21 protein-coding genes and 3 pseudogenes are annotated in these 24,434 nt (G+C 60.4%); 12 read left to right on the forward strand and 12 right to left on the reverse strand.

The window, feature by feature from the left end:
* The 5 genes and pseudogenes from B3I26_RS17520 to B3I26_RS17540 form a co-directional block, all read left to right on the forward strand.
* Positions 1–271: hypothetical protein (locus tag B3I26_RS17520; RefSeq protein ID WP_296259444.1), on the forward strand; the 271-nt coding region annotated here is incomplete at its 5' end.
* A complete protein-coding gene (locus B3I26_RS17525; RefSeq protein WP_296259446.1) occupies positions 268–1,722 on the forward strand; it encodes a mannose-1-phosphate guanylyltransferase/mannose-6-phosphate isomerase in 1,455 nt (484 codons plus the stop codon). The genes B3I26_RS17520 and B3I26_RS17525, both read left to right, overlap by 4 nt.
* A gap of 260 nt (positions 1,723–1,982) precedes the next feature.
* Positions 1,983–2,446, forward strand: a pseudogene (locus tag B3I26_RS17530) (multidrug transporter).
* A gap of 27 nt (positions 2,447–2,473) precedes the next feature.
* The gene (locus tag B3I26_RS17535) at positions 2,474–3,298 is read left to right on the forward strand and encodes an SDR family oxidoreductase (protein WP_296259447.1); all 825 of its coding nucleotides are present in this window, start codon (positions 2,474–2,476) and stop codon (positions 3,296–3,298) included.
* Positions 3,299–3,497: 199 nt separating this feature from the next.
* Positions 3,498–4,880 carry a hypothetical protein gene (locus B3I26_RS17540; protein WP_296259449.1) on the forward strand — a complete coding sequence of 461 codons (1,383 nt, stop codon included), beginning with the start codon at positions 3,498–3,500 and terminating at the stop codon, positions 4,878–4,880.
* Positions 4,881–4,911: 31 nt separating this feature from the next.
* Here B3I26_RS17540 and B3I26_RS17545 read toward each other — a convergent pair whose 3' ends face one another.
* The 4 genes from B3I26_RS17545 to B3I26_RS17560 form a co-directional block, all read right to left on the reverse strand.
* A complete protein-coding gene (locus B3I26_RS17545) occupies positions 4,912–5,766 on the reverse strand; it encodes an HlyD family secretion protein (protein WP_296259450.1) in 855 nt (284 codons plus the stop codon).
* A gap of 18 nt (positions 5,767–5,784) precedes the next feature.
* Positions 5,785–5,985, reverse strand: coding sequence for a DUF1656 domain-containing protein (locus B3I26_RS17550; protein ID WP_296259451.1), 201 nt, complete (start codon positions 5,983–5,985; stop codon positions 5,785–5,787).
* Positions 5,975–8,161, reverse strand: coding sequence for an FUSC family protein (locus B3I26_RS17555; protein WP_296259453.1), 2,187 nt, complete (start codon positions 8,159–8,161; stop codon positions 5,975–5,977). The genes B3I26_RS17550 and B3I26_RS17555 overlap by 11 nt, the downstream gene beginning before the upstream one ends.
* 237 nt (positions 8,162–8,398) lie before the next feature.
* Entirely contained in the window at positions 8,399–9,910 is a 1,512-nt protein-coding gene (locus B3I26_RS17560; protein WP_296259454.1) for an efflux transporter outer membrane subunit, read from the reverse strand.
* Positions 9,911–10,090: 180 nt separating this feature from the next.
* Here B3I26_RS17560 and B3I26_RS17565 point away from each other — a divergent pair, with 180 nt between their 5' ends.
* Together B3I26_RS17565 and B3I26_RS17570 are read left to right on the forward strand one after the other, a co-directional pair.
* Entirely contained in the window at positions 10,091–11,038 is a 948-nt protein-coding gene (locus B3I26_RS17565; RefSeq protein ID WP_296259455.1) for a LysR family transcriptional regulator, read from the forward strand.
* Positions 11,039–11,324: 286 nt separating this feature from the next.
* Entirely contained in the window at positions 11,325–12,299 is a 975-nt protein-coding gene (locus B3I26_RS17570; RefSeq protein WP_296259457.1) for a 2-hydroxyacid dehydrogenase, read from the forward strand.
* A gap of 291 nt (positions 12,300–12,590) precedes the next feature.
* Here B3I26_RS17570 and B3I26_RS17575 read toward each other — a convergent pair whose 3' ends face one another.
* Complete coding sequence (locus B3I26_RS17575; RefSeq protein ID WP_296259458.1) at positions 12,591–13,490, reverse strand: DMT family transporter; 900 nt, start codon at positions 13,488–13,490, stop codon at positions 12,591–12,593.
* A 214-nt stretch (positions 13,491–13,704) separates the two neighbouring features.
* Here B3I26_RS17575 and B3I26_RS17580 point away from each other — a divergent pair, with 214 nt between their 5' ends.
* Positions 13,705–14,580, forward strand: coding sequence for a helix-turn-helix domain-containing protein (locus B3I26_RS17580; RefSeq protein ID WP_296259459.1), 876 nt, complete (start codon positions 13,705–13,707; stop codon positions 14,578–14,580).
* 201 nt (positions 14,581–14,781) lie between these two features.
* Here B3I26_RS17580 and B3I26_RS17585 read toward each other — a convergent pair whose 3' ends face one another.
* The 6 genes from B3I26_RS17585 to B3I26_RS17610 form a co-directional block, all read right to left on the reverse strand.
* The gene (locus B3I26_RS17585) at positions 14,782–17,169 is read right to left on the reverse strand and encodes a TonB-dependent siderophore receptor (RefSeq protein ID WP_409521964.1); all 2,388 of its coding nucleotides are present in this window, start codon (positions 17,167–17,169) and stop codon (positions 14,782–14,784) included.
* A gap of 149 nt (positions 17,170–17,318) precedes the next feature.
* The gene (locus B3I26_RS17590; protein ID WP_296259460.1) at positions 17,319–18,341 is read right to left on the reverse strand and encodes a FecR family protein; all 1,023 of its coding nucleotides are present in this window, start codon (positions 18,339–18,341) and stop codon (positions 17,319–17,321) included.
* Positions 18,338–18,946: an RNA polymerase sigma factor gene (locus tag B3I26_RS17595; protein WP_296259461.1), complete on the reverse strand. Its 609-nt coding sequence runs from the start codon at positions 18,944–18,946 to the stop codon at positions 18,338–18,340. Before B3I26_RS17595 ends, B3I26_RS17590 begins: the two co-directional genes overlap by 4 nt.
* 7 nt (positions 18,947–18,953) lie before the next feature.
* Positions 18,954–19,286, reverse strand: a complete 333-nt coding sequence (locus tag B3I26_RS17600; protein WP_296259463.1) for a DUF3325 domain-containing protein — start codon at positions 19,284–19,286, stop codon at positions 18,954–18,956.
* Entirely contained in the window at positions 19,286–20,869 is a 1,584-nt protein-coding gene (locus tag B3I26_RS17605; RefSeq protein WP_296259466.1) for a PepSY-associated TM helix domain-containing protein, read from the reverse strand. Before B3I26_RS17605 ends, B3I26_RS17600 begins: the two co-directional genes overlap by 1 nt.
* Complete coding sequence (locus B3I26_RS17610; RefSeq protein WP_409521962.1) at positions 20,866–21,225, reverse strand: DUF3649 domain-containing protein; 360 nt, start codon at positions 21,223–21,225, stop codon at positions 20,866–20,868. Before B3I26_RS17610 ends, B3I26_RS17605 begins: the two co-directional genes overlap by 4 nt.
* A gap of 365 nt (positions 21,226–21,590) precedes the next feature.
* On the opposite strand from B3I26_RS17610, the gene B3I26_RS17615 reads away from it, so the two are divergent.
* Positions 21,591–22,010, forward strand: coding sequence for an HPF/RaiA family ribosome-associated protein (locus B3I26_RS17615; RefSeq protein WP_296259468.1), 420 nt, complete (start codon positions 21,591–21,593; stop codon positions 22,008–22,010).
* Positions 22,011–22,501: 491 nt separating this feature from the next.
* Positions 22,502–22,831 carry a DUF3509 domain-containing protein gene (locus B3I26_RS17620; protein ID WP_296259469.1) on the forward strand — a complete coding sequence of 110 codons (330 nt, stop codon included), beginning with the start codon at positions 22,502–22,504 and terminating at the stop codon, positions 22,829–22,831.
* Between the two features lie 61 nt (positions 22,832–22,892).
* Here B3I26_RS17620 and B3I26_RS17625 read toward each other — a convergent pair.
* Positions 22,893–23,495, reverse strand: a pseudogene (locus tag B3I26_RS17625) (sugar-binding domain-containing protein); the annotation flags it as partial.
* Between B3I26_RS17625 and B3I26_RS17630 the strand changes: the two are divergent.
* Positions 23,488–23,760 (forward strand): annotated as a pseudogene (locus B3I26_RS17630) (dihydroxyacetone kinase family protein); the annotation flags it as partial. The pseudogenes B3I26_RS17625 and B3I26_RS17630 sit on opposite strands and share 8 nt — an antisense overlap.
* A 175-nt stretch (positions 23,761–23,935) precedes the next feature.
* Positions 23,936–24,280 carry a YXWGXW repeat-containing protein gene (locus tag B3I26_RS17635; RefSeq protein ID WP_296259471.1) on the forward strand — a complete coding sequence of 115 codons (345 nt, stop codon included), beginning with the start codon at positions 23,936–23,938 and terminating at the stop codon, positions 24,278–24,280.
* Positions 24,281–24,434: the final 154 nt, after the last annotated feature.

The following is a 24,434-nucleotide window of genomic DNA, read 5'->3' on the forward strand; positions in this document are numbered from 1 at the left end:
CCGGGAACCGGCAGTAAACCCGGTAAATGCGGTGATTCAGAAAGACCGCATTTTCAGACCTTGCGACCGGTCCCGGCCGATCGCTGACGGCAGAGCATCCCGGCAGCTCCCAGGCCTGCAATACAAGCTAGATCAGCAGTCGGTGCCAGGTGATACGCATCCGTACACCGTGAGGGCGCCGACCGTAGCGAACAACAACAAGACACACGAAACGACAGAACAACCGACGTATAGCCCATTAACGCTATTGCTATTTGGAGAATTAAAATGATTCCAGTGATCTTGTCAGGTGGCAGCGGTTCCCGACTCTGGCCTCTTTCGCGTAAACAGTTTCCTAAACAGTTCCTGGCACTGACCGGCGAACATACCCTGTTCCAGCAGACCCTGGAGCGCCTGCAATTCGATGGCATGCAGCACCCGGTGGTGGTGTGCAACAAGGACCACCGCTTCATCGTCGGCGAACAGCTCGATGCATTGAACCTGGACACTCAGGCCATCATCATGGAGCCGTTTGGTCGTAACACCGCACCTGCCGTGGCCATCACGGCGATGATGCTGATCAACGAAGGCCGCGACGAGCTGATGCTGGTGCTGCCGGCCGACCATGTCATCGACGACCAGAAATCCCTGCAACGCGCATTGGCACTGGCCACCGTGGCCGCAGAGCGTGGCGAAATGGTGCTGTTCGGCGTACCGGCGACCAAACCGGAAACCGGTTATGGCTATATCAAATCCACCGCCGATGCCCTGCTGCCCGAAGGCGTAAGCCGCGTCGCGCAGTTTGTCGAGAAACCGGACGAAAAACGCGCCAACGAATTCGTCGAAGCCGGCGGCTACTACTGGAACAGCGGTATGTTCCTGTTCCGCGCCAGCCGTTATCTGGAAGAGCTGAAAAAGCACGACCCGGACATCTACGACAACTGCCTGCTGACCCTTGAGCGCAGCAAGCGTGAAGACGACAACATCGAACTGGACCAGGCCAGCTTCGCCTGCTGCCCGGACAACTCCATCGACTACGCCGTCATGGAAAAAACCCAGCGTGCCTGCGTAGTGCCGCTGGACGCCGGCTGGAGCGATGTGGGCTGCTGGTCGTCGCTGTGGGACGTCAATCAGAAAGACGAACACGGCAACGTCACCAAAGGTGATGTGGTTATCCAGGACAGCCGCAACTGCATGATTCAGGGCAACGGCAAACTGGTCACCGTTATCGGCCTGGACAACATCGTCGTCGTCGAAACCAAGGACGCCATGATGATCGCCCACAAGGACAAGGTTCAGGGCGTCAAGCAAATGGTCAATACGCTCAACGAGCAGGGCCGCACTGAAACCCAGAACCATCTGGAAGTCTATCGCCCGTGGGGTTCGTACGACTCGGTGGACATGGGCGGCCGCTTCCAGGTCAAGCGCATCTCGGTCAAGCCGGGTGCCAGCCTGTCGCTGCAGATGCACCATCACCGCGCCGAACACTGGATCGTCGTGTCGGGCACCGCTCAGGTCACCTGCGACGAGAACGTGTTCCTGCTTACCGAAAACCAGTCCACCTACATCCCGATCGCCTCGGTCCATCGTCTGCGCAACCCAGGCAAGATCCCGCTGGAAATCATCGAAGTGCAATCGGGCAGCTATCTGGGCGAAGATGACATCGAACGCTTCGAAGACGTCTACGGACGCTCCACTCCAGGCATCGAAGCCGGCGTGAAAACCCAGACTATCGCTCGCTGATTCACCGCTAGCACCGTTGCAGTGCCCCCGCCCGTTTCCTGCGTATTCCCCATCCGCAGGGAACGGGTGGGGGCTTTTTTTTGCGCACTCCGATACCTTTTGGCATCTGCGTTGGCAGTAAGGCTTGCCGGCGGCAGTGCTCGCGTGCGCGCTCGGCAAGCCGCGCTGCGACAAGAGGCTGAAAGGTCGGACCCTGAGCCATTTGGTCAATCACACGCCTTTCGGTACGATGCGCTGACCTGCACTCGCGAGACCGAAAGATGATTATCGGCGCCATCCTGATTTTCACCTGGCTGATCCTCCTCCTGCGCTACCCCGCCAAAGCCTTGCCAGTGTCACTGGCGGCCGCGGTCGGGCTGGGGATAGTGGCGGGCGTGGTGGTTTGGCAGGACAAACGTGACGCCCAGCGCCTCAACCGTTTGCAGTTGCGCCTGGACTACACGCCGGAAAAATGCCCGAGCGGCCGTCCACTGCTGGTCCTGGTCGACAATGGCAACGATGTGCCCCTCCAGGCGTTGCGCTGGAAGGTCGCGGCCTATGCTCCCGGGACACCGTCAATCTCGCCGACGACACCTACGCCGCCCCGCGCTACCGCGGCCCCGGCGAGCTGTTGCCCGGCAGCCAATGGCAGGACTGCCTGCCACTGCCGCCACTGCGCGCAGGCTATCGCCCGCAGACCCTGGAATTCCGTGCCGAACGCCTGCAAGGCACTTTCTCCGACTGATACGCCCTTCTCCAAGGATCAAACCCCATGCCTGTCGTTCTGATTACTGGTTGTTCCAGCGGCATCGGCCGCGCCATGGCGGACGTATTCCACGCCGCAGGTCATGAGGTCTGGGCGACGGCGCGCAAGACAACCGATGTGCAGGCACTGGAAGCTGCCGGCTTGAGGGCGGTGGAACTGGATGTGAACGACAGCGCTGCGCTCGAACGACTCGCCGCAACGCTTGAGCAACGCGGCAAGGGGCTGGACGTGTTGATCAACAACGCCGGTTACGGCGGCATCGGGCCGCTACTCGATGGTGGCGTCGAGGCGATGCGCAGGCAGTTCGAAACCAACGTGTTTTCCATCGTGGGCGTCACCGGCGCGCTGTTTCCCTTGCTGCGACGCAACAAAGGCTTGGTGGTGAACATCGGCAGCGTTTCCGGGGTACTGACGACGCCCTTTGGCGGCGCCTATTGCGCATCGAAAGCGGCGGTCAGCGCCCTGAGCGATGCATTGCGCATGGAGCTGGCGCCGTTCGGCATGCGCGTGATGGAGGTCCAGCCCGGTGCCATCGACACGCAGTTCGCCAAACACGCCAACCATGAAGCCGAGCAGGTGATTCACGAGGGCTCGGCGTGGTGGCCCTTGCGCGAGGGTATCCGCGCGCGGGCCAACGCCTCGCAAACCCATCCGACACCGGCAAGCCAGGTGGCCCGCAACGTATTCGATGCCGTGCAAAAAACAAATCCCGTGCGCCTGCTGCGCTGCGGCACGGGTTGCTACGCATTGCCGTTGATGGCACGGCTGCTGCCCAAGGCACTGCTTGAACGGATTTTGAGCAGACGCTTCAGGCTGAAGGGTCCGCTGTAAGGTGTAATAAGTGCAGACCGCAAATCCTGCGCAGTCACGCGAACAAGCCTCTTCCAAAAAGCGCCTCATCCTCGGTCAGTCACGGAAACCGGCTACAGAAAACGCTTCAACATCACTGGATACTTCCTGCAGTTGCCCTGAGTAAGGGGCCTAACTGTCCGGCCTTCCCCGAGGCCGGCTCGCTGTCAAGGAAGACACCATGAACCCACTGTTATCCACTGGAACCCTCGACGACTATTACGACTTCGAGGAATATGATTTTGCCCCGGTCGAACCGGGCTCGGACGCGCCTGAAGGCATCCTTGAACTTAACTCGGAGGGCGTCGGCCGTCTTGTCAGCGACATGAGCGATCTGTTTGCCGGCATGTACGATCCAGACCTGCTCGACCCGGTGCGCTTCATCCGCACGTCGATCCGCACGATCATCGATGCCTCCAGTGCGTCGGATGAAGTGAAAGCACGCGTCGACAGTCAAACCTGGATCCCTGTGTATTCGGTACTGGGCCTACCGTTCACTGAAAGCTGGGAAGAATACGGCGACGACCTGTCTGAGGAACGACGCGATTTCCGCCTCGAAGAGATCGTTACCGACCGCTATCGCCGCAAAGCCAGTGCGTGGAACAACGTTGCCTGGCCCGAGGATTTCCCTGAAGACCTGATTCAAGCACTTGAGTCGGCAGATTTGCAGGCCCGTTACCAGGAAGAAATCGAGCAGCGCCTCAATACGCCTGAAGCCAGATTCCTGTGGAAGCTGCACTCCCGGCTAGAGGTGGAAAAGCACCTTCGAGACTTCGCTGACGATCCCAATACTCCTGAGTTCTATCAAAACCTGGTGGAAGATTATTTCAATGACAAGGTGCAGCTTGAACTTGTCGAATTCGGAAGCCGATTGAGCCGCACCCTTGTTCCGCAAACGATCTACCTGCGCTATCCGAAGGAAAGTCAGGGTGGGCTGCTGGTATTTCTTGGCGCCCCCAAGGACGATGCGGTGGTGATCCTGCGTCGGGCCAAGCGTCGGGCCTTCATCGAACGTTCAACGTCGCTTCACAAGCTGGTGCTGCGCCGTTTGCCGCTGTACACCCAAAGCATGTCGGGCAATACGATGCTCAGGTATTACAGAACATACAACGGGCCTACCTATAGCTTGACGAGCCCGCTGCAGTTCCGCAGCACAGCCGACGTGTTCGGTGCCCTGCACAACCAGAGAGTCATGCGTCTGAACATGGACATCGACTTACTGGTGTCCACCGACAGTGAACGCCTGACCGACGACCTGCTGAAAGTGAGCGCCGAGGTTCTCGAGGCGCTTGCGCTGGTGACGACATTGTCCGCCGGGCCTTCGCTTGCGCTGACGCGTGCGATGGTCGGATTCCTGGCGACAGCGGGCGCAACGTCGATCAAGACGCTGCGCGGTGTAACAGCGGACTACCCTGACGAGGCACTGGCATTTTACAACCAGGCGTTGGCCGACACCATCAAGGCGATGGTGGGGCCGATTGCCGAACTGGCAACGGGCACCGATCACTCCAGCAAAATCATCGACAAAGTCGTGGAAAAGGTGTTTGAGAAGTTGTCCGAGTAATCACCGCATCTCGGTCGGCAGCACGCCCTGATCACTGCGGATTAACGATTACCGTGCAGGTGATCCCCGCTGCCAGCACCACGCTGTCCGGTACGTTATCCAGGTGGATACGTACCGGCACACGCTGCGCCAGGCGTACCCAGTTAAAGGTAGGGTTGACGTCGGCGATCAGCTCACGGCTTTGCGGATTATCGCGGTCGTATATCGCACGGGCGATGCTTTCGACATGGCCCTTCATCACTTCGCCGCTCATCAATTGCATGTCCGCCGGGTCGCCGACGCGGACATGCGGCAGCTTGGTTTCTTCGAAGAAGCCGTAAACCCAGAATGAATGCTTATCGACCACCGCCATCTTGGCCTCACCGATGCGCGCGTAGTCGCCGCGATGCACGTTGAGGTTGGTCACATAGCCATCGACAGCCGCCAGTACTTTGGTGCGCTGCAGGTTCAGTTGCGCCGCTTCGAGCCGGGCCACGGCCAGTTGATAGTCAGCCTGCGCGGAGTTGGCGACGTTGGAGGCGTCTTCACGGTTTTCGGCCGAGATCACTAGCGCGTCCATGTCCTTGCGGCGAGCGGCGTTGACCTTGCGCATTTCCCAGGTTGCCTTGCGCGAGGCGACCATCGCTGCGGCCTGCTTGACCGCCAGCTGATAGTGCTCAGGGTCGATTTGCATGAGCAAGTCGCCCTTCTTCACCGGCTGGTTATCCATGACCGGCACGTCGATGACCACACCGCTGACGTCGGCGGCGACGTTGATCACGTCCGCACGCACTCGCCCGTCACGCGTCCACGGGGTGTCCATGTAGTGAATCCACAACAGGCGGCCGATCCAGATGGCCAGCGCCAGAATCAATAATGTCGCGATCAGACTGATGAGCTTTTTCATCTCGAATTCACATGTGCCTCAACGGTAAACGGTCAGCGCCATTGCGCCAAACATGCAGCTGAACAGGCTCAGGCGCAGCAGCGCCGGATGCCAGAAAAAACGGTACAGGTCCAGGCCGGACATCAGCCGGTCCAGCGCCCAGGACAGCACCATGGCGACCAGGAACATCACGGTCACCGTGGGCATATAAACGCCGTGGAAGGCGATCTCACGAGGCATGGTCAAGTCCTTGCGCCGCTTGGGCAGGTGCGTAGGCGGCCAGTGGTGATTGCGGGTCGAGCAGGCAGGTGCGGATGAAGTGCAGGTAGCTTTTGACCCGTCGTAACGGCGAGGTATCGAAGTGCGGAGCGAATGGCTCATCGCTGTTCTGCACGCAGATAATGGCGTGATCCACCGCATACAGACTGCGGGCCAGATTGTGCCGGTCCGGCTGGATGAACAGGCGTATCAGCGAGCGGCCCATGGCGCGGACTGATTGACGCCACGGCTGCCACTCGGCGTAGCTGGGGTGAACCGGCACAAGGTCCTGCTCGCGGCGCAGCTCGATGATCGCGTGACCGATTTCCAGCACCACGAACATCCAGCGCAGCAGGTTGCGTTGCACCTGGGGCTGACCGGTCGCCAGCCCATAAGCCTGGTGCATCAGGTCGCGCGTGCGGCTTTCGAAGTTCGAGCCAATTCCGCGCATCGGCGCGCTGATGGCGAATCCGACTTGCTGGCGCAGATCGACCTCAAGGCGCTGCCACAGCCAACGACTGTTAGGCGGCAGAATGATCGCCCCCGCCGCCGCGCACAGCAGCATGCCGAGCACCATGGCGATGTAGTCGTTGATGAACGCGTAGGGGTTATAGACGGTGAGGTTGTCGGGTGCCGAGCCGATGCAGAAAAAGATCAGCAGACCCAAGCCGTAGCCGACCCACTGTGGGCGCATGGTCAGGAATGTACCCAATACGAACACCGGCGCCAGCACCATGCATAACAACGGGAAGCCATCGATCCGGGGCAGCACGAAGAACGTGATGAAAAACCCGAGAAATGCGCCGAGCAAAGTACCGCACGCCATCTGGAATGACATGCGCCGGGGGTTCGGCGTGGTGGCAGACAAGGCAACGGTTGCTGCCGACACCAGCGTCATCGAAGCGCCGCTGGGCCAGGCAGTGGCCACCCAATACACCGACATCAGCCCGAGAATGAACGTCGCGCGAAGGCCTGATGCCACCGACGACATCCAGTTGGTGGTGGACACGAACGGTTCGACCCATTTTTCCCTCGCGTGGCTGTGATCGGCCAGCGACGCATGGGTCTGTGAATAGTCGTGCATGTCATCGACGAAGCGGTACAGCAACTCGTAGGCGGTGTGGAAATCCAGCAAATCGTCGTCACTGGGGTCGGTTTTGACGAACTCGGCACGCAGGCTGCGAACCCGTTCCGGCAAATCGGCCTTGAACGCGCTCAAGCGGGTGGCCAGTAGCGCCGCATCGGCGTTGGTCAGCGCACGTGCGGCGAAGTCCTGCAGCAACTGCGCCACGGCATCAAGCCCCGGCTCGATCGCCGCCACGGCAGGCGTCACACCACGGCGGCGCAAGCGCTCAAGCAGTTGATGCAGGGCATTGAAGCGCGTCGTGATGGTCATGAACTCGCTGTTCAGGCGGTTCAGCCGGCCGTTGCGACGGCGCATGTGCGGGTCTTCGAACACCGTGACAGCGCGCAGGCCTTCCAGGCCGACGGCATCGGCAATGAAGCGTACGTTGCTGGCCTCGAACGCCGCCGGATCGCTGTCGCCGCGCAGGCCGTCGATGACGAACCGGGCGAAGACGCCAAAGCGCTGATACAAGGCATTGCGCATGGCCGCACCCGAGCTTTGCGGCAGGATGGCAGCAGTGACCAGGGTCGAGCAGATGATACCCAGGGAGATTTCCATCACCCGCCAGACGGCGGCCATGAACGAGGTTTCAGGGTGGGCCAGCGCAGGCAGGCCGGTCATTGCAGCGGTATAGCCGGCGAGCACGAAACCGTAGGCGCGAAAGTTGCGATAGCGCGCCGCACCGGCACAGCAGACGCCGACCCAAATCGCCAGGCTGCCGAGGAACAACTCGCTGTTCTGCGCGAACAAGGCCATCAATGTCACCATCACCACCGAACCGGCCAGCGTGCCAAGCAAGCGATAGAAGCTTTTGGCGAACACATGCCCGCTCTGCGGCTGCATGACGATGAACACCGTGATCATTGCCGTACGCGGCTGCGGCAATTCAAGGCGCATTGCGATCCAGTAGGTCAGGAATGCGGCGATCAGCACCTTGAAGATGTAGATCCAGGTCACCCCGTCGCTGCGCGCCCAGCCATTGAGTTCGCGACGCCATTCCAGTGATTTGAGCCAATGCAGGGCTTGGGTCATTTCAGTTCAAGGCCTGTGCTGACCGGCAGATCGATTCGCGAGCCAGCTTGCTCTCACAGGGAAGGTCGGTGACCAATGACATCTGCGCCAAACCCATCCAGCTGTGGGAATGTGCTAACACCTGTGCCGCGCAAGTTGAGCTGCGGGAGCGTGCTGACACTTGCGCGCTCCCACCCCATCTGTGGGAGCGAGGTTGCTCGCAAAGGGTGCGGGATGGGCGAATTCTATCTATCGGGCTCACCGGTCAAACACCGCAAGCGACGCTGGGGTTTTCGGCGCGGTGGTCTTGTCGGCGGTCGGGGAATCATTGCCTGCCATCAAACCGCCGCCTAACGCCACAACCAACTCGGCATGCACGGTCAACCGCGTAGCCTGAACCTGTTGCTGCACCTGCTGCTGATGAAACAGCAGGGTTTGCGCGCTCAATACGTTCAGGTAGTCCGTCAGGCCACGCTGGTAGGCGATCAGGGCGATATCATAGGTTTTCTGCGCCGCCGCGACGGATTGATCGGCAAATTCCTGCTGTTTGTTCATCGATTCGCGACGAATCAACTGGTCGGAAACACCTTTAAGCGCGTTCACCAGTGTCTGGTTGTACTGCGCCACTGCCGCGTCGTAACCGGCGGTGGCCACGCCCAGCTGCGAGCGCAAACGCCCGCCATCGAAGATCGGCAAACTGACTGCCGGGCCGACGCTGTAGTTGAATTTCTTCCCGGTCAGAAACTCCAGCATCCCGCCACCGGTAGCCATGTAACCCAGGCTGCCCATTAAGTCGACGTTGGGATAGAACCCGGCGTGGGCGACATCGATGCCCCGCGCCTGGGCCGCCACGCGCCAGCGGCTGGCAACCACATCAGGGCGTTGCCCGAGCAGTTGTGCGGGCAGTGCAGAGGGCAATGTGAGTGCAGTCTTCAACGTCAAGGTTGGGCGTTGCAGACTCGCGCCCTCCCCTGGGCCTTTGCCCGCCAGTGCGGCAATCTGGTTGCGGCTCAGGGCAATGGCTTCGTCCAGCGAGTCGATCTGCCGATGGGTTTCGGGCAGCGGTGTTTGCGCCTGGCTGACTTCGAAATGCGTGCCAATGCCGCCCATCAATCGTCGCTGCGCCAGGTCGAGAATCTGTTGTTGCTGAGCCAGGGTCGCTACGGCGATGTCGCGCTGGGCGTAGTTGAGCGACAGCTGGATGTAGGCGCGAACGATATTGTCCTGCAACTCCAGTTGCGCCTGGCGTTCTTCGGCAGCACTTACGTGCGCCATGTCCAGTGACTGTTCGGTGTTGTTGCTCTCTCGCCCCCAAAAGTCTAGGGAATAGCTCAGGCCGATGGCAGCATTGTTGTCCCAGGTACTGGTATTGGACAGCTCGCCCGGCCCGTAGAACTGATCGGCCGGCCAGTTGTGGCGCTTGAGTGTGCTGTCGCCAGTGACGCGCAACGACTCGGCCGATTCGGCGATGCCGGCCATGGCCCTGGCCTGACGCACGCGAGCTGCGGCGAGCGCCAGGCTCGGGCTCCCGAGGGCGGCCAGTTCGATCCAATGGTTGAGCTGATCATCACCATAGGCGCGCCACCATTGACCGTCCGGCCAGTGGGCGTCTTTGGCAGCTTCTTTGATAGCATCGTCGGTGGCCAGAGCGTCTGGCGACATCGAGGTGCCTTGAGGGGCGATTCCGCCGGTTCCGATGCAGCCGCTGATGAGTAACGTTAAAGCCCAGACACTGAGGGGCTTGAGCCCTCTGACGATGCTACGCGGCACAGCTGCAATTACCCGAATGAGGAGGAATGAATCGAGCCGCGATTCTAGGGTGCGCCTGTTTCGGCGATAAGCCGGGACTTCTGCGAATCTTTATTACCGAACGGAAGATAATCCTTTGGTATAGCTGACATGGATCAGTAACTTCATGTCACAATTTGCTATCTCAACAGAGAACGGCCAATGGACACTCTGCAAAACATGCGCGCCTTCAGTTGTGTGGCGCAGGCGGGCAGCTTCACGGCTGCCGCGGCTCAGCTGGATACCACTACCGCCAACGTTTCGCGCGCAGTCTCCAATCTTGAAGCGCACCTGCAAACCCGACTTTTGAACCGAACCACACGGCGTATCGCCCTGACTGAAGCGGGCAAGCGCTACCTGCTGCGTTGCGAGCAGATTCTGACCTATGTCGAGGAAGCCGAAGCCGAAGCCAGCGACGCCCACGCGCGCCCGGCCGGGCAATTGAAAGTCCACTCGATGACCGGTGTCGGTCAGCATTACGTGATCGATGCCATTGCCCGTTATCGGCGCAACCATCCCGACGTGTCGTTCGACCTGACCATGACCAACCGCGTACCGGACCTGCTCGAAGAGGGGTACGACGTCTCCATCGTGCTGGCCAGTGAGCTGCCGGATTCGGGCTTCGTGTCGCAGCGCCTGGGGATCACCTACAGCATCGTTTGCGCCTCGCCTGCCTACATCAACGCCTTTGGCGTGGCGCACAAGCCGGCCGATTTGCTCAATCACGCGTGCCTGCGCCTGGTCAGCCCGGTGTTTCCTCTGGAGAAATGGGCGTTCGACGGTCCAGATGGCCAGGAAACCGTCACCATCACCAGCTCGCCCTTCCTGGTCAATTCGGCCGATGCGATGAAGGCTGCGATCAGCAGCGGCATGGGCATCGGGATCCTGCCGATCTATTCAGCCATCGAGGGCCTGCGTAACGGCTCGCTGGTGCGGGTACTGCCGCAATACCGCTCCCACGAGCTGAACCTGTACGCCATCTACCCCTCGCGCCAGTACCTGGATGCCAAGATCAAAACGTGGGTCGAGTATCTGCGCGGCTCGCTGCCGGAAATCATGGCGGCCCACGAAGCGGATTTGCAGACCCACTTGCTGCCGCAGAGTGTGTAAGCAACCACGGGGCGCTGGTTTGGAGATCACACCTCACGAGCACACCACGAACCCCACTGGCGACGCCGGAAGTTACGATGGCAGCGAACGCAGTGGATCAGCCGCAAGTGAAGTTTGCTGCCACTGCGCGTTCACCGCTGTCATGCGGTTCAGCAGCCCACAGGTCCTGCGCTCGGATCAAGCCGGCCCAGCTTTCAGGCATGCGGCAACACCCTCGCCAATTCGACGACAAGAATGTTAGCGTGCTACGCAATGTCCATCTGAACCGCCCGAGAGAAGCTATCCGATGAAAAAGACCGTCCTTGCCTTCAGCCGCGTGTCCCCGGAAATGGCCGAGCGCCTGCAGCAAGACTTCAACGTGATCATCCCGGACCCGAAAAAGGGTGATCTAAACGAGCAGTTCAACGAAGCGCTGCCCCATGCCCACGGCATGATCGGCGCCGGGCGCACGCTGGGCCGCGAACAACTGCAGAGCGCCAGCCAACTGGAAGTGGTCTCCAGCATCTCGGTGGGCTACGACAACTACGACGTCGGCTACTTCACCGAACGCGGCATCATGCTCACCAATACACCGGACGTGCTGACCGAGAGCACCGCCGACCTGGGCTTTTCACTGATCATGAGCAGCGCCCGCCGCGTGGCCGAGCTGGACGCCTACACCAAAGCCGGCAACTGGACGCGCAGCATCGAGGCGCCTCAGTTCGGCACCGATGTCTATGGCAAAACCCTGGGTATCGTCGGCATGGGTAACATCGGCGCGGCGGTGGCGCGTCGAGGTCGTCTGGGCTTCAATATGCCGATCCTGTATAGCGGCAACAGCCGCAAGACCGCGGTCGAGCAGGAACTGGGAGCGCAATTTCGCACCCTGGATCAATTGCTGGCCGAGTCCGACTTCGTGTGCCTGGTGGTGCCGCTCAGTGATAAGACCAAGCACCTGATCAGCACCCGCGAACTGTCGCTGATGAAGAAAAGCGCAATTCTGGTAAACATCGCCCGCGGTCCGATCGTCGACGAACCCGCTCTGATTGCAGCGCTGCAGAACGGCACCATTCGTGGTGCAGGTCTGGATGTCTATGAGAAAGAGCCGCTGGCTGAGTCGCCGCTGTTCGCGCTGAACAATGCCGTGACCTTGCCGCACATCGGCTCCGCAACCCATGAAACTCGCCAGGCGATGGCGGACCGAGCGTACAAAAACCTGCGTGCGGCGCTGCTGGGCGAGAAACCGCAGGATTTGGTGAATCAGCAAGCCTGGAAGGGCTGAAGATCCTCGCCATCCTGATCGTTCCCACGGTCCCCGTGGGCATGCTGCACCCGACGCTCTTACGCCTGCCCAAGGGTGACGCGGAGCGTCACAGGCTGCATGCCCACGCAGAGCATGGGCACGATCAAATGCGTCCGACCAGCGTCAGGTAGGCAGTGAAACCGATCCTGATCGTTCCCACGGTCCCCGTGGGCATGCTGAACCCGACGCTCTTGCGTCTGCTTAAGGGTGACGCGGAGCGTCACAGGCTGCATGCCCAACGCAGAGTGTGGGCACGATCCTTCTCGTTTCTCAGGCTAACTTGCCCGCCACCGGCATCACCACCCTGGGCTTCCTGAACACCAGCACATTGCCGAGCATCACCAGCACCAGCCCCAGCAACGCGGGCAGGGTCCACTGGTAGCCCTCGACGACCGCCGAGACGTTCAGCGCCACCACCGGGAACAACACCGTGCAATACGCCGCGCGCTCCGGTCCCATGCGTCCGACCAGCGTCAGGTAGGCAGTGAAACCGATCACAGAGCCCGGAATCACCAAATACAGCAGCGAGCCTATATAACGCGCGTTCCATTCGAACGCGAACGGCGTGCCGCTGATCAGGCAATACACACACAGCATCGCCGCGCCATACAGCATCCCGTAGGCGTTGGTGGTCAGCGGACGCAGCCCGGCCTTCTGTTGCAGGCTGGAAAGCATGTTGCCCGCCGAAAAGCACAAGGTTCCAGCCAGGGCCAGCACCAGACCGATGACGGTTTCGCGGCTGGCGCTGTGCCCGGACAATTGCGGCCAGAACAGACAACCCAATCCGACCAGGCCCAATGCACCACCGGCCAGCACGTTGCTGGCAATCTTCTGCTTGAAAAACACCCGTGCGTTCAGCGCGTTCCACAAGGTTGAGGTCGAAAACACCACCGCCACCAGGCCACTGGGGATCCACTGACTGGCATGCAGAAAGCACATGAAATTGACGCAGAACAGACACAAGCCCTGCGCCAGGCAAATCAGTTGCCCACGACGATTGACCTTCTGCAGCTGGCCACTGATCAGCAACATGGCAAACAGAATCAGCGCTGCCAGGCCGAAGCGGTAGACGATCGATACTGCTATCGCCACCTCGCCCAGTTGCAGCTTCAGGGCAATCCAGGTGGTGCCCCAGATCAGAACGGTCAACAGATACAGCGAGATGTTCATGGCAGGCTCCTCATTGAGACCCCATTCTGGGGGTCGGTCCTGCAGCGCACTTGCAAAAACTTGCGCATTTGATCGCCAGGCCGCTGGCAGCGAGAGCGCTACGGAGTAGGATGCCCAACACAGACAATCTGCCTTGTCACAGAACCCATCCAGCCGCCCGTCCGTGCTGCTACAGCAGCTGCGATCGCAAAATCGTCGTTCCAAGAGATTCAGCATGTCTTCACTTGATCAGATCCAGGTTTTTCAGTCACTCAACAGCTCGCCCCATGCGCAGCTGGAGCAGAGTGCATCCCTGGGTGACGGTGTGGTTGCAGCCTTGTGGAATAACCGCCATGACGCGCAGGACTATTACGGGCCGAGTCATCACACGCTGTCCTGTTACATCTCCGGCGGCTTCGAGACCTACCGCCGCGACCAGCCCGGCACCAAAGGCGCGCCGGATAAACTTTGCGTGCTCCCCGCCGGGCATCAGTCGTCATGGGTGATCAACGGTGCCATCCGCCTGGCCCATCTCTACATCAGCCCCGAACAGTTCGCGCTCAACTGCGTCACGCTGCTGGACCGCGAGCCTCGGGAGATGATGCTGCAAGAAAACACCTTCCTCGATGACCCGCTGCAAGCCGAGCGCTTTCATCGGCTGATCCGCATGAACTGGAGCGAGCCGGGCGAACGCTTGCAGACCAGCAGCCTGGCTCATGAACTGCTCGATCACATGATCCTGAACCAGGTCGGGCTGCGCGACGGATTACGCTTGAAAGGCGGACTGGCCCCGCATCTGCGTCGGCAACTGGTGGAGTTCATCGAGTTGAATCTGGCAGAGCCATTAAGTATTGGGCAACTGGCAGGGACGTGCGCACTCTCCGAATACCACTTCGCCCGGATGTTTCGCGAAAGCTTTGGCCTGCCGCCCCACCAATACTTGCTGGCACGGCGCATGAGCCGCGCCCGGGAATTGCTGCGCCGCACGCGGATGGCGTTCGGCGAAATTGCCCTGGAATGCGGATTCGCCAGCGCCAGCCATTTCAGCAATCGCTTCAGGCAGGTGATGGGCGCGACGGCCGGGGAATATCGGTTGGCGTTTGAGCCGTGACGACTGATGCACTTGGCTTTTGATTCTGCCCGCTGAGCGTGAGAGCTGGCTTACCTGCGATCTGCCGCAAAGCGGGAGTTGATCAGCGCCCACGATGCGCCGGACCCAGCGGAGTTTGCTGGACTGGTTGCCGTTTCGCAGGTCGCAAGCAAGGCTCCTATGGCCTGCGGAATCCGCGCCGATCCGCGACAGGTCGCCCGCTCAAAACTCCAGCGTCGTGGCGAGGATCACCTGCCGCGAGTCCCCCATCGACACGAAGTAGCGGCTCACCGCCGAACTGTAATAGGTGCGATCGAATAGGTTTTTCACGTTGAGTTGAAGCCTGACCTTCTGCCCGTCCAGCCTGGTTTCATAGGTGGCAAAGGCATCGGCGACGGTATAGCCCGGCAAGTGGAAATCATTGTCCGGGTTGCCGGCCCGTTCGCCGACGTAATGCGCGCCAGCGCCGAGCCGCAACCGATCGCCCCCCAACACGGAGCCCAGGTCATAGACTGCCGACAGCGAACCGCTGTGCTTTGGTACGTTCTGCAGCCGATTACCCTTCAGCGTCGGGTCTTCTACCACCCATGCATCGGTGAACGCATAGCCGCTGATCAGACTCCAGCGTTCCGACAGCTGCCCACTCACATCCAGCTCGGCGCCCCGCGAGCGCACTTCACCTGCGTTGGTGTAAACGGTGGTCGCCGTAAGCGAATCGAAATTGGCCACCAGCACGTTGCGCTTCTGGATGTCAAACAACGCCAGTGTGCCGCTGATGCGATCGTCTACATCCCACTTGGTACCCAGTTCCCAGGCGTTGGACTGCTCAGGCAGGGTCGCAGAGTCCAGCACCGTGCCCCCCGCCAGCGCAGCGATGCTGGAGTTGGGCTTGAACGCTTCGGTGTAGCTGCCATAGAACGACAGCTCATCGTTATAGCGGTAGACGAGGCCGGCGCGGGGAATCCATTTTTCGCCGTTCAGATCAGTGTTGCGGGTGAACGGAATACCCTTACCCGCCTGTTGATCGAACAGCTGATAACGTGCACCCGCCACGAAAATCAACTGATCGCTCAGATGAATCGAATCCTGAAAGAACAGCGAATCGCTACGCAGGATGTCCAGTTGACTGCTGTCCGGCGCGCTAACGCGCGTGCCTTCGGCTTCCTGCTCATAAAGCGGATTTACATAACTGAACGTTGTGAGGCTCTTCTGCCGAATCAGCTCGCCGCGATAGATCTTGCGGTACTCGTCATCCAGGCCAAACAGCAGATCGTGCTGCATACCCGAAAAATCGGCGTTGCCGTTCAGCGTCAGGGTCGTGAAACGATCCGTGCTCAGGGCATTGCCGGTGCCGTCCATCGAGCGTGTCAGCGTACCGTTGACCGGGTCGACGGCGGTCACCCGCACCTGACTGGCATCATAGGTTTCACGGTTGTAGCTGTAGCCCAAATGGCCTGTCCAGGTCTCGTCGAATTGATGATCGGCCTCGATGTGATACAGGTCCGAACGCCCTTCCATGCTGTTGAATGGCTCATCCAGACGCCGCGTGGCCGGGATGTTGAGCGGGTGACGAGTACGTGGGTCGATGGCCGTGCCCCGATCGAACGGCGAGAGGAACTCGCGGTGCTCGTAGGCGACGAGCAATTGGGTGTCATCGCCGTACCAGGCCAGCGAAGGCGCGACCAACGATTCTCGATGCACACCGTAGTTGCGCCAATAATCTTCGTCTTCGTGATCGATGATCAGCCGATACGCCAGGCCCACGCCTTGCGTGGTCGAATCACCCACCGGACCGGTGCTGTCGAGCGTTCCACCGCTGCCGTTCTTGCCCGAGCCATAGCTTGAACCGCGTGCAGTCAGCGCATGATAAGGCTGTAATTCGGGGCGTTTGCTGACCACGTTAATGACCCCGCCGGGGTCCTGGATACCGTACAGCAGCGAGGCCGGACCCTTAAGGACTTCGACACGTTCGGCACTGACGTTAAGGCTGCGCCCCTGCACCACCGGCATGCCATCGCGCATGATCGAGCCGTCGCGGTTATCGCCAAAACCGCGTTTCATCAAGGTGTCCTGGGTACTGCCGAGGGTATTGCCCTGGGTGACGCCGCTGATGTTGCTCAGCGCGTCGTCAAGGTTACGCGGTGCCTGATCGCGCAAGACCTGCGCCGGCACGACGTTAATGGCCTGCGGATTTTCCAGCTGTGGCGTCCCGGCACGCGTCACCGTCGTGCTGACGGGCGGTTGGTAGCTTTGCTCGGTGGTTCGCTGCGCATCGATCTGGGTCAGGCCAAGGGTAATCGCGCCTTCGGCGGGTGCGGGTTCGAGGCTGAAGGCGTGTTCAGTAGCACGACGAAAACTCAGGCCGGAATGGCTCAGCAGCAAGCGCAAGGCGTGTTCAGCATCGAACCGGCCTTGGAGCGCCGGGGCCTGGATGCTATAGGGCGTGTCTTGGGTGTAGATGATGCCTTGGCCGGTGACGCGGCTGAAATCGCTTAGCGCCTGGGGCAAGGGTTTAGCAGGGATCGAAAAGTCGTAGGCCGGCTCCGCCGCCTGAACGCACGCGCTACAGACAGCAAGTACGGGAATGCCGAACCAGACTTTCAATTTGATTGCCCCAAATGAATGTACATGCCTTGCCCGAGATCCAGAGATCGCCTCCAGGCGCACGGCTTATCGACGGCGATAGGTCGGGAGCGCCACCGCCGACACGCCCTGCTGCGACAAAACGTCGGTGTGGGTATGGGCCGCTCATCCGGCGCTCACCTGATCACGATGACCCGCCCGAATGCCTCGTACTGCTCGAAACCAACCACCGATTTCAACGCCGCCAACACGGCCTGCGGATCATTGCTGGGGAAGCTGCCGCTGACTTTCCTCGCGGCCAGTTGCTCGTTGAGCACGACAATGCGCCCAGGGTAGTAGCGACTCAGATCGCTGATCACATCGGCCAGCGGCGTGCGGTAATAGTTAAGCCAGCCTTGGCGCCAGGCCAGTTGGTTTTCGCTGTCCACCGCTTGAGGGGCAGTGGTACGGGAGGTGTCATAACTGACCCGTTGCCCGCCGGTAAGAATCTGCTGCGGCAGGTCGGCACCCGCCTTCACGGCCACGCGCCCGGACAGCACCGTGACCCGAGCCCCGCCGGGCTGCAGTCGGACTTCAAACTGGGTGCCCAGAACCTGGGTTTCGCCGCGCCCGCCCTCGACCACGAACGGTTCTCCCGTATGAGTGACGTCAAAGAATGCGGCACCACGTCGCAGCTGCACATGCCGTTCGCCCTTGGCAACGTGCACGGCGACGGCGCTGTCGGCGTCCAGCGTTATCCGCGACTGATCGGCCAGCGTCACTGTCCGCAGCTGTCCCGGCGCCGACACGTAATCGGCGCCAAAATCGTCGATCCAGCGTTGAGGCTGCCAACCCATACCGATGCCGATCATCAGCAGCAGGCAGGCCGCCATGGCCAATGCAGCACTCCAGTGCGGCCAGCAACGGCGACTGCGGGAAGCCTGGGGCGCAGCGTCCATCGCCTGGAGCAGGGCTTCGAGCGCTCGTGAATCTTCAGCCGCCAGTTTCGCCGCAGGCTCTTCGCTGACTTGCCACATCACCTGCGCCTGGGCATAGGCCTTGGCATGGGCATGGGCATGGGCAGGATCAGCCTGCAGCCAGCGGCTGAATCGCGCTTGGTCGGCTGCGCTTGGGGCATCGTGCAGCAGGCTCAACCATTTCAGGGCAGCGTCATGCTGTTGCGGGGTAATCATGAGGTTCGAATCCGAAGGCGCTGTCATCGACGAGCGTCCTCGAACTTTGCACGATCGGGCACGCCCCCCGTGGCGTTCTGATCCAGGCTCGCCTTGCAGACTTGCAAGGCGCGCATCATATGTTTTTCCACAGCGCTTTGCGAAAGCCCCATCACCTTGGCGATCTCGGCGTATTTGCGTCCATGAATGCGGTGGAGCAGGAAAATTTGCCGGGTGTTTTCCGGCAACCCGCGCAGCGCGGCCTCGATGTGGCGCAGGTCATTGCTGGCTTCAAGCGCGGCCTGAGGCTCATCGTCGCGCAACGTTTGCTCGTCGAGCCTCAGCCCTTCGTTGAGTCGCGCACGGGTGCCTTCATTGCGCAGGTGATCGATGGCGATATTTCCCGCGCACCGTAGCAGGTAGGTATTGAGTTCCTCGACGTCTACCAAGGGCCGGCGCCAAAACCTGACGAACAGGTCCTGCACCAGATCCGCCGCCGTTGCACGGCAGCCGACACGCCGGCTCACCAGCGCTTCCATCTGCGGACGTTGGGAAAGAAACACGTTGAGAAAATGCGCGCGTGCAGCCTTGGGTGTGTCGGCATCGGCATCTGTGGCGCCCGTCTTGCGGGTCGGCGGGGTGAGGTCAATCATGCTGGGCTCAGGCCAGGAGTTGAAGGCAGGCGGCAATCGGGGCGAGCAATGCCCCGATACCCGCCAGCGACAAGGCCAGCCTTGGCCAATAAGACATCACGAATACCAACAGCACCGCACTGCCCATCAGCGCAGCGAACCACTGCACCAAGGCCTGGCCCGGGTTTTGCGAAATCACGGCAAACCGAAGTGATAACAGCAACACCGCCCAGCCTGAAAGCTTCAGGACCCTGCCACGACCCAAGGTCAGCGAGCCGCCGACGAGCTCGCTGTAGTGGCGGCTCATGGACAGGCATAAGGCAGTAAAACCGACGTAGCACAGCAGTGTGACGAGCAGCATCAGTTAGCCTCCTGAACGGTGGCATCGGTGCCAACGCGCTCACGAACGAACTTGCTCGCGGCCATTGTCTTCCCGCGATCGCGGAACCGGATGGCTCCCCACGCCAGGAAAACTCCCGTGATCAGCGCCGTCAGATCCAGCGCCGCGAGGGTCATGTTTCCCTGCTTTAGAGACGCCAGCAAATACTCGCCCGCCGTCAGCATATCCAGCACAGGCAATGTGCAATACAGCATGGCAGCCAGGGTCAACTGCTCGCGCCACGCAGTGCGACCGTTGCGCACCACCACGCGCACGACGGCATGCAGCGCGGCCAGCCCCCAAGCGCAGAAAAATGCCCGAACTTCCCAGTCTCCACGCCCGCTGAGGCTGACGGGCAACAAGCGATTGGCCCAGAAGAAACTCACCACCGCTAGCATCAGCCCCGACATGCTGGCGACGTTGAGCATTTCCACCAACCGTAGCCCCAACGGCAGAACGTCGCTCTTTGCATGCTTGAGCTTGCGTTTGCCCAGCCAGATCACCAGTCCCGTAGCGATCATCGCCGTGCTGCCGATACCCGCAAGGAAATACAGCCAACGTAACAACGGCCCGGCAAAATGCCCCATATGCAAGCCATAAAGCCCCCCTGCCAGCAGCAGCGCGGCGGCACTGGTGGTGCTTTGGTCCTTGAGTGCGCCGCTGACGCCATCGAACACCAGCGTGGTGCCCGACTCATTGGCAATGTGATCCGCACCACTGGGGGTCAAGGTTACCGAGGCATTGGCGCTGCCGGGGTTGTTTACTGTGATCAATCCGATGCGACTGCCCGGCCATTGCATCGCGGCAACCTCGAACATCGAGGCAATAGGTGCCAGCGGGGCGCTTTCAGTCGCGGCCGGTGCGGTCTTTAACGCCGGGAACAGGTCATTGAAAAACGCCTGGGTATCCTTGCCGTAGCTGGTAAGAATGCTCAACGGCATGACCATGGTCATGAAGATCACCAGACTGCTGTAGGTGATCATCAGATGAAACGGCAACACCAGAACCGCCACGGCATTATGGCCGTCGAGCCAAGTGCGCTGGCCCTTGCGTGGGCGGAAGGTGAAGAACTCCTTGAAAATCTTCTTGTGCGTGATGATCCCGCTGACCAGAGCGACAAGCATCACCATTGCCGCCAACGAGGCCAGCCAACGACCCCAGGGATAGGGCATCTGCAACTGGAAATGGAAACGGTAAAAAAACTCGCCCCCCATGCTCTCGCGCGCCTGCGTCGGGTTGCCGCTGAGGGCGTCCAAAGATTTTCGTGCGAAACCACCGTTGCCTTTGGCCCAGCTCACACCCAAAGTCGGCGAGCGCTCGTCCGGCAGGGTAATGAACCAGCGCTTCGCATCCCCGGCGTTTTCCTGCAGCCAACGCTGGGCGCGATTGACGCTGTCGGCAGCGGTGACCTCGTGGGGAACGATTTCCGGCTGCATCCACTGCGTGATTTCATTCTTGAAATACGAGAGCGTGCCGGTGAGGAAAACGGCGAACAGCAGCCAGCCAAAAATCAGCCCGGCCCAAGTGTGCAACCACGCCATCGCCTGACGGAACCCCTCTTTCACGACAGCCACCGAGCGCTGGCGTACACCGCTCCCAGCACAGCGCTGGGCAGCAGCAGACCGAACCAGGCGCGCCATGCCGTGCGACATGCAAAGCACCACAACACGGCAGGCAGATACACCAGAAACGATAGCGTCATCGCCAGCACCACCGCTTCGGCCCGTGCCAGGGGCAGGAACTGCGCAAGACACATGCTCGACAGCGCCGACAGCGCATACCCGCCAATCAACGCCGCCGCGACCCGGGATGCCACCGCCAGGCGCTGGCGAACGGGAACCGCGCCGGAACGCCGGGCGTTTCTTTTAACCTGCCCTCGCCTTTTTTCAGGCATCGGGGCGCTTACCGACAGGGCCTCCATCAAGCGTGCAGCCTGATGCAAGTGCAGGCGTCCTGGCTGCTGGTTGAGCGACTCGACATCGACGGGATCATCCATACTTCAGCGAGCAAACGGGTATCGTTTGCAGCATGCGCACAAAAAGAACGCAATATTAATGATAAATATTCTCATATGCAAAGCGTCTGACAGATTACTCCGCAATACCTTCGCGAAGGCTGCCGTGCAGGGTGCATACCGACACGGGTAAAGGTTCAATCCAAGCTGAAATATTTTCTCTCGCCTGGGGGGTTGAATTGTTTCTCCATCGGCGCCAACACTGTGACTGAGGGCAGACGAAAACCTTGTCGTCGAGACTCTCCCGAGCAAGCCAAAGTAAGGGAAGAACTATGCAAATCCAGGTCAATAGCGATAACCACATCGAAAGCAGCATCCGACTGGAGGAGTGGGTACGAACCACCGTTGAAAGCACGCTCGACCGCTACGATGAGGACCTCACCCGCATCGAAGTCCATATTCGCGATGAGAATGGCGATAAGCCCGGCCCGCATGACATCCGCTGCCAGATGGAAGCCCGGCCAAAAGGACACCAACCCATTTCCGTGACCCACAAGGCCGATACGCTGGATCAAGCCGTCGACGGTGCCGCCGTGAAGCTCGATCACGCACTGGAGCACCTGTTCGGCAAGTTGCGCAGCAAACGCGGCGGGGTTGCGTCGATTGACAGCACCGCTGGCGGGGATTCGGAAAACCCGGACGCCCTGTTGCAGGAAGAATTCCTGGAGAAAGATGAAGCGCTGCACGGCTAGGCCGACGGCTTGAAGACATTGCTCATTACATTGAAGGGCGGGCCTGTGGAGACAGGCCCGCCCTTTTTTGTGCCGTTTGCTTTACAGATCACCGCAGACTCCATTGCATGCACACAAAGCATGCGCAGAGCACGGTATTAGTGCTTCGTCCGCCACAGCGAAAGCCAAGGACTACTACTAAGTGGTTAATTAAAAAGGCGAATTCTGTTCATTCGCTCGCCGCAATACGCAGTCGGGCGCTTTGCGCACGCCATTCGCGCCTGAGTGGCCCAAACCATGCAAGCTCCCTTACATAGAGCTTCCAGATTTTAGAACCTTGTCCAAGCGGCACGCCAGGTAGCCAACCGTTAACCCGGCGCTGTATTGACGCGCACTGGAGTCTGCAGCCCATTCAGGCGATACAGCAATTTTTTCTACCGTTGATCCAGCGTTCAGAACTAAAGGGATTAAACCTCAGTCAATGATGCAGATCGATAAACAGGTATTAGGCCATGGAAAATCCTTTTCAACAGATCACTGATGCGTTTCACCCGGACTACCGGGTCAATCTGAGTATCCAGGGCCTTGACGGAACCATCATGCTGACGCTTTCCAACGACTCGGGCGTGGTTGCAAAACGCTTGATCAGCGCCGAGCAACGTAATTCCCCCAAGCGCTTGCGTCGCCTGATCGAAAGCGTGCAGTTCGGCATCGCCATCGAGCAAGGCCATAGCGCGATCAAAATCCTTGCGGCCATGACCGATGGCGATCTCAAGCAGTTGTCGCCGCCACCTGCACGCAACCATTTTCTCAACCGCCCGCAATTGAACGTGGGCATCTAACGATGACAGGGCGCTGACGGAGCGCGACGCGACAAATCGCCCCCCCGTCATGCGTTCCCCCTCAATCGACTGGTGCTTTGCGCGGTGCATCGTCCAGCGCAAGAATGGTGTGAGCATGAGTGACCGTCGTCGCCAATGTGTTGATCACTCCCGACCGTAAAGCCCCCTAGCGTCGCCGCCGCCTTGGTATTTTCACTGGCTATGGCGACCACATCAGGAATACGCGCCAGTTCCTGCACGTTCAGACCGATGATCCGCCCCTGCATGGCAGTGATCGCCGGCTGGCCGTGGATATCGATGAAGTCAAACCCATCATGTCGCCGACCGTTCCGTACAGACGCGCCTGCGCGACTTCCTGCGGCGAGAACCAGCCCATGCGTACCCTGTTGCTGTTTTCGCTCAAGCCGCCAATGCCGATCAACGCGATATCGGCACGATCGCGGTCCAGCGTCGAGCACAACGTGTTGTTGCTGATCAGGGCACTGCGCAGTTCCGGATTGGCCACCAGCGCTGGCGCGTAAAGGCTTTCACTCTCGGCACCGAGGCGCTATGCCATACGCCGGCAGATGTGGTCCGGACTCATGTACTCGCCAGCCTTCAGTGAACCGCCAATAGCGCAGACGAACGTGCAATTGCGACTGACCGGCAGAAACACATTGTCCGACAAACGCCTGATGGACACGCTGATTCCCGCCGTCGAGGCCGCCGAAAAAGCCAGCCGTGAAGGGGCGTCATTCGCGCGGCTGCTGACACAGGCCAACGCCGCTGCATCCCGGGGCCGGAAATCGACCCGGGGCCGGATGGCGAAAATCGGTCGGGCCAGCCGTCTGGGCGAACGCTCGGTCGGCATGCTGGATGCCGGCGCGGTGTCGTGCTGCCTGATCCTGACGCAGCTGGCGGACTCCGTGGAACCGCGCCTGCAGCGCTGATCGGATCTGTCTAACTGCATAGCCTGCTACGACTTTGACCGGCGATCACCTCAACCTGAAGACTCTCCAGCGATTCAGCCCGCAGACAGAAACGACCTGTTACAACAAACACGTAGCAAGTGGATCACCGGTTATCCGGCCGGTGATGGCCGGTTTCGATGTCCGAGGTGAGGATATGTCTTTACGTTACATCGCACTAACTGGCGCGCTGCTCATGGCCGCCGGGTGTGTGCAGGAAAGAGTGGTGCATGAGCGGCGCGTCGTCGAGCGCCCCGCACCGCGCGCCGAGTACGTCGAAGTCGTTGCTCCGCAGGCGCCCCCCGAACGCATCATCGAGGAAGAACCGGCGCCCCGTCCTGGCTATATCTGGTCCCGTGGCTTTTGGCATTGGAACGGCAATCGCTATGTCCCTGTTCACGGACACTGGGAAGCCGTGCGACCGGGTTATCGCTACCAGCATCCTTACTGGGAGAGCCGCGGTGATGGCTGGCACTATCACGTCGGCGTCTGGGTGAACTGATCGCCTGTAGCTCAGGTGTTTCCTCCCCCTGACTAAGACTCAAAACCTGTCAGCTGTAGTCCTTTTCTGAAAAGCGCGCACTCCGCGCTTTTTGTGTTTCTGCGCTCAGACAGCAAGGCTCAAAGCCCTTAGATTCCGCCGTTTTCCCAGCGCG

The organism is Pseudomonas sp. UBA5706 (genome assembly GCF_002419965.1).
In the GTDB taxonomy this organism is placed as follows: Bacteria; Pseudomonadota; Gammaproteobacteria; order Pseudomonadales; family Pseudomonadaceae; genus Aquipseudomonas.

What these genes read in the sequence shown, in the direction of transcription:
- B3I26_RS17525 (WP_296259446.1), top strand. Translation starts at nt 268, where the DNA reads ATGATTCCAGTGATCTTGTCAGGTGGCAGCGGTTCCCGACTCTGGCCT.
- B3I26_RS17535 (WP_296259447.1), top strand. Translation starts at nt 2,474, where the DNA reads ATGCCTGTCGTTCTGATTACTGGTTGTTCCAGCGGCATCGGCCGCGCC.
- B3I26_RS17540 (WP_296259449.1), top strand. Translation starts at nt 3,498, where the DNA reads ATGAACCCACTGTTATCCACTGGAACCCTCGACGACTATTACGACTTC.
- B3I26_RS17545 (WP_296259450.1), bottom strand. Translation starts at nt 5,766, where the DNA reads ATGAAAAAGCTCATCAGTCTGATCGCGACATTATTGATTCTGGCGCTG.
- B3I26_RS17550 (WP_296259451.1), bottom strand. Translation starts at nt 5,985, where the DNA reads ATGCCTCGTGAGATCGCCTTCCACGGCGTTTATATGCCCACGGTGACC.
- B3I26_RS17555 (WP_296259453.1), bottom strand. Translation starts at nt 8,161, where the DNA reads ATGACCCAAGCCCTGCATTGGCTCAAATCACTGGAATGGCGTCGCGAA.
- B3I26_RS17565 (WP_296259455.1), top strand. Translation starts at nt 10,091, where the DNA reads ATGGACACTCTGCAAAACATGCGCGCCTTCAGTTGTGTGGCGCAGGCG.
- B3I26_RS17570 (WP_296259457.1), top strand. Translation starts at nt 11,325, where the DNA reads ATGAAAAAGACCGTCCTTGCCTTCAGCCGCGTGTCCCCGGAAATGGCC.
- B3I26_RS17575 (WP_296259458.1), bottom strand. Translation starts at nt 13,490, where the DNA reads ATGAACATCTCGCTGTATCTGTTGACCGTTCTGATCTGGGGCACCACC.
- B3I26_RS17580 (WP_296259459.1), top strand. Translation starts at nt 13,705, where the DNA reads ATGTCTTCACTTGATCAGATCCAGGTTTTTCAGTCACTCAACAGCTCG.
- B3I26_RS17590 (WP_296259460.1), bottom strand. Translation starts at nt 18,341, where the DNA reads ATGACAGCGCCTTCGGATTCGAACCTCATGATTACCCCGCAACAGCAT.
- B3I26_RS17595 (WP_296259461.1), bottom strand. Translation starts at nt 18,946, where the DNA reads ATGATTGACCTCACCCCGCCGACCCGCAAGACGGGCGCCACAGATGCC.
- B3I26_RS17600 (WP_296259463.1), bottom strand. Translation starts at nt 19,286, where the DNA reads ATGCTGCTCGTCACACTGCTGTGCTACGTCGGTTTTACTGCCTTATGC.
- B3I26_RS17610 (WP_409521962.1), bottom strand. Translation starts at nt 21,225, where the DNA reads ATGGAGGCCCTGTCGGTAAGCGCCCCGATGCCTGAAAAAAGGCGAGGG.
- B3I26_RS17615 (WP_296259468.1), top strand. Translation starts at nt 21,591, where the DNA reads ATGCAAATCCAGGTCAATAGCGATAACCACATCGAAAGCAGCATCCGA.
- B3I26_RS17620 (WP_296259469.1), top strand. Translation starts at nt 22,502, where the DNA reads ATGGAAAATCCTTTTCAACAGATCACTGATGCGTTTCACCCGGACTAC.
- B3I26_RS17635 (WP_296259471.1), top strand. Translation starts at nt 23,936, where the DNA reads ATGTCTTTACGTTACATCGCACTAACTGGCGCGCTGCTCATGGCCGCC.